The organism is Microcystis sp. M49636_WE2 (genome assembly GCF_030065375.1).
GTDB lineage: Bacteria > Cyanobacteriota > Cyanobacteriia > Cyanobacteriales > Microcystaceae > Microcystis > Microcystis aeruginosa_C.
Map to the genome: position 1 here is coordinate 1 of NZ_JASJFG010000934.1, position 5,530 is coordinate 5,530.

Sequence of the window (5,530 nt, forward strand, 5' to 3'; positions counted from 1 at the left end):
CTTGTCTAGCCTCGATTTTTTAGGATGGATGAAGGTAATTTTATGGACAAGTCTGACAAAGTTTGATAGGCTTGTCAAGAAAATCCCTCGTCTCTGAGCATCAGAAGTCAGGAAACCCATCTCAAACAAGGTAACACAGACCATCAGGAGTTAATAAGCCTTGAATTACTCTGATTTTATATTTTGGTGGATATTAATCCTTTTTAGCGTTCCTTTCTTAACGGCACGCTACTTGGCGAAGTCCTTCAATCTCTGGCGAGGTGTTTTTGATGGGGTCGGATTAGCAGCGCTGTCCCTAATCCTATTTTATTACGCAAGTCGCACCAGTTTCCTCGTTTTCATAGTCTCCCTAGCCTTTAACTACATTATGGTCTGGCTAGTGCTGAAAATGAGCGGCTGGAAAGCGAATCTCCTAGCCACTATCGTTATCGTCATCGATATTCTCGTCCTGGCCTACTTCAAGTATTTCGGCTTTTTTGTGCAGGAAATCATCGGATTATTCGTTTCCCTCCCCCCTAACTGGAAGGAACTTTCTCCGATTCCCGTGCCTAGCCAAATACCGCCGGGGGTGTCCTTCTATACCTTCCAGATGGTGGCTTTCGTGGTGGACTCCCTACGCGAAAAGAAAAAGAAACCCCTAGCCGTCCTCGATTATGTCAATTTTATCTCCTTTTTCCCCCAAATTGTCGCAGGTCCGATCGAGCGTCGCCGGGATTTATTACCACAAATGGAGGGATTTCGCCTCAAATTTACAGGAGAAAACTTCGAGAAGGGTTTGCGTTGGCTTTCCCTCGGTTTATTTATGAAATTTGTCCTCGCCGATAACATTGCGCCCTACATCGAATTAGATAAGATGATCGACAATGCTTGGTATATCTGGTTTGAGGCTTTTTTATTCACCCTGAGAATCTATTTTGACTTCGGCGGTTATAGCTTTATTGCTGTTGGTTTAGCCTATTTTGTCGGGGTTAGATTAGAATTAAACTTTTTAGCACCCTATACATCCCAAAGTATTAACGAATTTTGGCGACGTTGGCATATCACCCTTAGCACCTGGTTTCGGGATTATGTGTTTTTACCCCTAATGGGTTCCAATAAAAACTGGGCCCCTTTTTACCTATTTATCACCTTTACGCTTTCAGGTTTCTGGCACGGTGCGGCCTGGAATTTCATCTTTTGGGGGGCTTACCACGGGGCATTATTATTATTACTGCGTTATTTAGGCCGACCTTTCTATGCTTTTGTCGGAAAATACGTTTCTCAGCCGCAAATTCTCTCCTGGGCTTTAACGCAATTGGCTGTCATTTTTGGTTGTCTCTTTTTCATGGAGGTTAACACCAGAAGATTAATCGGCAAAATTCTGGTTATTGCCAATCCTTTCAATTATTCCTTAGCTAATATCGCTGAGATTTTTAGTTCCTATACTCTCAATCAAGGAGCAGTTTTAAGCGTTGCTTTAGTTTTTGGTATCATTGTTTTAATCCTCGAACATCTGGCTATTGCTCAGAAAAAGTTTGAATATGAACTATTGTTATCGCCTTGGCTGTCCAAAATATTGCTAGGTTTAACGATTCTCCTAGCTTCCACTAATACCGGTAACTTTATTTACTTTGAATTCTGATGAATACTAAATCCTTTAACATTTTCCCCTGGTTAGCCTCTCTGGGAGTCGCTTGGTCCCTCGGCTTTGTTTATAATGTCATCTACGGTGGCGAATTAAGCTGGTTGCGGATGATGTACGAGGAAAAATCAGCGATCGCTGCTAGTACCGAAGGACCGCGGCGTTTAATCGTCACGGCGGGATCGGGGGCGCATTATAGCATAAATTCGGAATTAATGGCCAAAGAATTGGGAATGCCGGTGGTTAACTTCGGTTTACAGGGGGATATCGGCTTAAATGTCATTGCCGCTATGATTCTCGAAAAAGCGCGCCAAGGAGACGTAATTCTGCTGATTCCCGAATATCTCATGCTCATGGATGAGGACGGTTTTAATCGCGGCGAAGGACTTTGGGGATCCGCACCTTTTAGCGTCGCTATTGGCAAACCGGGGTTAGGTGGGATACCTTTAAAAACCATGATCGAGGATACTTGGTTATTAGGTATTCCGGGGATGCGTCCAGTCACTAAATCGATGGTTGATTTATTCAGCAAAGGCAGAATGACGGGTTATCTTTCCGATCCGATTACTAATACAGGTGATCCGACTATAGTTAAGGAAAGAACAGGGAAATGGTGGCAAATGACTTTTAATACTGCTGCTTCTCCTCACTCAATTAAATTGATTGAAAAACTCAAGAAAGATTTAGAAGCAAAAGGGGCGACTTTAGTGGTTTCTTTGCCCTGGGTTTATGCCAAAAATGAGGGTAAAACCGTTGCTAATATTCGCAAATCCGCCGAAGAATTAAGTCGGGTTGTGCCAACAATTTATGACCCAAAAGACTTGAATATTAAGACCGATTCTACTATTTTTGCTGACACTCACTATCATCTTTTGCCCCCGGCGAGAATTATTCGTTCAGAACAATTAGTTTCGGAACTGAAACCCATCTTAAACACAACTGAGAATAAAAATCCATGAATAAACCTATAACTAAGATTTGCATTCTGGGGGGTGGTTTTGGCGGGTTATACACGGCACTCGATCTGAGTCGATTAACAGCAGTAAAATCGGGTCAATGGCAAATAACTTTAGTCGAACCAAAAAACCATTTTCTCTTTACTCCCCTTCTCTATGAACTAATTACAGGAGAATTGCAACGCTGGGAAATTGCCCCCTCCTACCGTCAATTATTAACAGGAACTAAGGTTAATTTAAAAACTCAAAAAGCCAGTAATATTGACTTAAACAATCATCGAGTATATTTAGAAAATGAGGAGGTTATAGACTACGATTACCTAGTTTTAGCGGTGGGAGTGCGGAATCGTTGGCCGGCTATACCGGGGTTAGCCGATTATGGGCTAACTTTTCGGAGTTTAGAGGATGTGGAAAGATTACAAACGGCAATTCATGACTTAGAAACTCAAGGAAAATCCTCAATTAATTTAGCCATTATTGGCGGCGGTCCCAATGGGGTAGAATTAGCCTGTAAGGTGGCTGATCGTTTAGGAAAAAAAGGCAAAGTTCATCTAGTGGAAAGGAACGAGGAAATACTGCAAAACTTCCCTAAATCGGTGCGTGTTGCTTCCTATCGTTCCCTTTTAGCCAAGAATGTTAGTCTCTATTTAAACACGGGATTAAAGGAAGTTAACGCTAATTCCATAACCGTATTTAAAGATAATAAAAATGAGGTTATCCCCATTGATTTATTATTGTGGACAGCGGGAACTGAGGCACAGGATTGGATCAATAATTTAGATTGTCAGAAAACAGCACAAGGCAAATTATTAACCCGTTCCAGTTTACAATTAATCGACTATCCCGAAGTGTTTGCCCTTGGGGATATAGCCGAAATTTATCCGAGTAAACAGGTAATTCCTGCCACAGCACAAGCAGCCTATCAAGCAGCCAGTGTAGTAGCCAAAAATATCTCGGCAGTGATTAGAAAAAAATCGCTCAAATCCTATTATTATCTGCATTTAGGTGATATGTTAACCCTGGGTAAACAATCAGCCCTTGTCTCCAGTTTTGGTATTAATATTACTGGTAGATTAGCCGATATAATGCGTCGATTTGTCTATATTCTGCGTTTACCCAGCAAACGTCATCAATTGAAAGTGTTTCAACATTGGGCAAAAAAAATTCTTCTCCGACTCCGTTATTCACAAGTGTTATCTAAACAACCGATTGAATCAAAAAATACTCGTTAATTGTAGTTAAAATCCATGAAAACCTTTCTCAAAAATATGGCGGCAGTTTGGCAAGCAATCCCAGAGATTCTCAAAAACCTTAAGTCTCTGAATAGTGCCTCCTCAAAATATCAAGATATACTAACAGAGTTACAAATTGACAATTATCTGCTAGAAAACTTGCATAAAAACCCAAAATATGATAGCCCTAAAAAACTAAACCGCTACGAATTTAAGGTTTTTTCGCAAGCGGGGGAAGATGGCATTACTAGCGAAATTTTTAATCGCATTGGAACCACAAATAAATTCTTTGTGGAATTTGGAGTTGGCAACGGTTTAGAAAATAATAGTACCTATTTGTTAGTGAAAGGATGGCAAGGTTATTGGATTGAAGGCAGTGAGCGATTTTGTAAAAGTATTCGCCAATCTTTTGAAGATTTAATTGCTAAGCAACGATTAACTTTAAAAAATACTTTTATCACTGCCGAAAATATTGAAGACTTGTTTCGAGAGGGCAATGTACCGACAGAATTAGATTTATTATCCATTGATATTGATGGTAATGATTATTGGGTCTGGCAAGCAATTACTAATTATCGTCCCCGGGTGGTAATTCTTGAATATAATGCTATTTATCCCCCCGAATCCAGTTGGGTGATGCAGTATAATCCCAGTCACCAATGGAAATATAATAGTCATATGGGATCAAGTTTGAAAGCTCTAGAAAAACTTGGTCATCAAAAGGGTTATAAATTGGTAGCTTGTAGTTTTTCGGGAGTGAATGCTTTCTTTGTGCGAGAAGATTTACTCGGAGATAATTTCTGTTCCCCTTTTAGTGCTGAAAATCATTACGAACCCGCGCGCTATTTTCTTTGTTCCCAAAAAGCTGGACATCCTCGCGCTTTTGGCAAATTTAAGACTATATGAGTCAGGGAAATTAACCGATAATTAATAACTTGTTGGAGCAGGTTAATTTAAGCAGCAACCAGGGTGAGAGCATCTTAAACGCTATTGACAATTGGCCAATTTTGTGCTCCGTTTGCTGTGCGGGTATTTCAAGTGATACCAGTCAATCAGAATAGTCACGAAATCGACCCATTTGGTCGATTTTTGCTTAACAATTGAGATGGGCAATTTTCCTCAAATATGTCTGAATCGTCCTCTGGGTAAGCAACTCACCTAAAGTTCATTTTGTCAAGGATTGTTAAGATGCGCTTACCCTGTCCTCCTCTAGACCGTCTCCTGTCTCCTAATCTATTTGATTTTTGCAGGAGATATAATAAATCTATCGATTTTGACCCCTAAAAGCTGACAGCGGACGACGGAAATTGATTGCGGCAAAAAGCGCAAAAATGATTACAATCGATACAAAATATCAACGACTAGGATTAAATGGCTACTCATATTGTTACTGGTGTCGCGGGTTTTATCGGTTCTAACTTGGCAGAAAAGCTTTTAGAACAAGGAGATCAGGTGATCGGTATCGATCAATTTAATGATTATTACGACCCCAGTTTAAAGCGCCAAAATGCCCATATTCTAGCAAAATATCCCGAATTTAAGTTAATTGAAGCGGATATACAAGCCCTCGACTGGAGACAACTGTTGCAAGGAGTAGAAGTATTATTCCATCAGGCAGCCCAAGCAGGAGTCAGAGCAAGCTGGGGTGATGGATTTCGTCAATATACCGAAAGGAATATAAATGCTACTCAAATTATTCTTGAGGCCGCTAAGGAAACCCC

The 5,530-nt window shown here is 40.5% G+C and carries 5 protein-coding genes; all 5 read left to right on the forward strand.

All coding sequences use genetic code 11. The features are described 5' to 3' along the window. Positions 1–160: 160 nt before the first annotated feature. Entirely contained in the window at positions 161–1,621 is a 1,461-nt protein-coding gene (locus PX484_RS21405) for an MBOAT family O-acyltransferase (RefSeq protein WP_287764537.1), read from the forward strand. Beyond that, positions 1,621–2,580 carry a hypothetical protein gene (locus PX484_RS21410; protein WP_287764534.1) on the forward strand — a complete coding sequence of 320 codons (960 nt, stop codon included), beginning with the start codon at positions 1,621–1,623 and terminating at the stop codon, positions 2,578–2,580. The genes PX484_RS21405 and PX484_RS21410 overlap by 1 nt, the downstream gene beginning before the upstream one ends. Further along, positions 2,577–3,809: an NAD(P)/FAD-dependent oxidoreductase gene (locus PX484_RS21415; protein WP_288105425.1), complete on the forward strand. Its 1,233-nt coding sequence runs from the start codon at positions 2,577–2,579 to the stop codon at positions 3,807–3,809. The genes PX484_RS21410 and PX484_RS21415 overlap by 4 nt, the downstream gene beginning before the upstream one ends. Positions 3,810–3,824: 15 nt before the next feature. Then, the gene (locus tag PX484_RS21420) at positions 3,825–4,715 is read left to right on the forward strand and encodes a class I SAM-dependent methyltransferase (protein WP_287764528.1); all 891 of its coding nucleotides are present in this window, start codon (positions 3,825–3,827) and stop codon (positions 4,713–4,715) included. 465 nt (positions 4,716–5,180) lie between these two features. Continuing rightward, a partial coding sequence (locus PX484_RS21425) for an NAD-dependent epimerase/dehydratase family protein (RefSeq protein WP_288105426.1) occupies positions 5,181–5,530 on the forward strand: 350 nt, incomplete at its 3' end.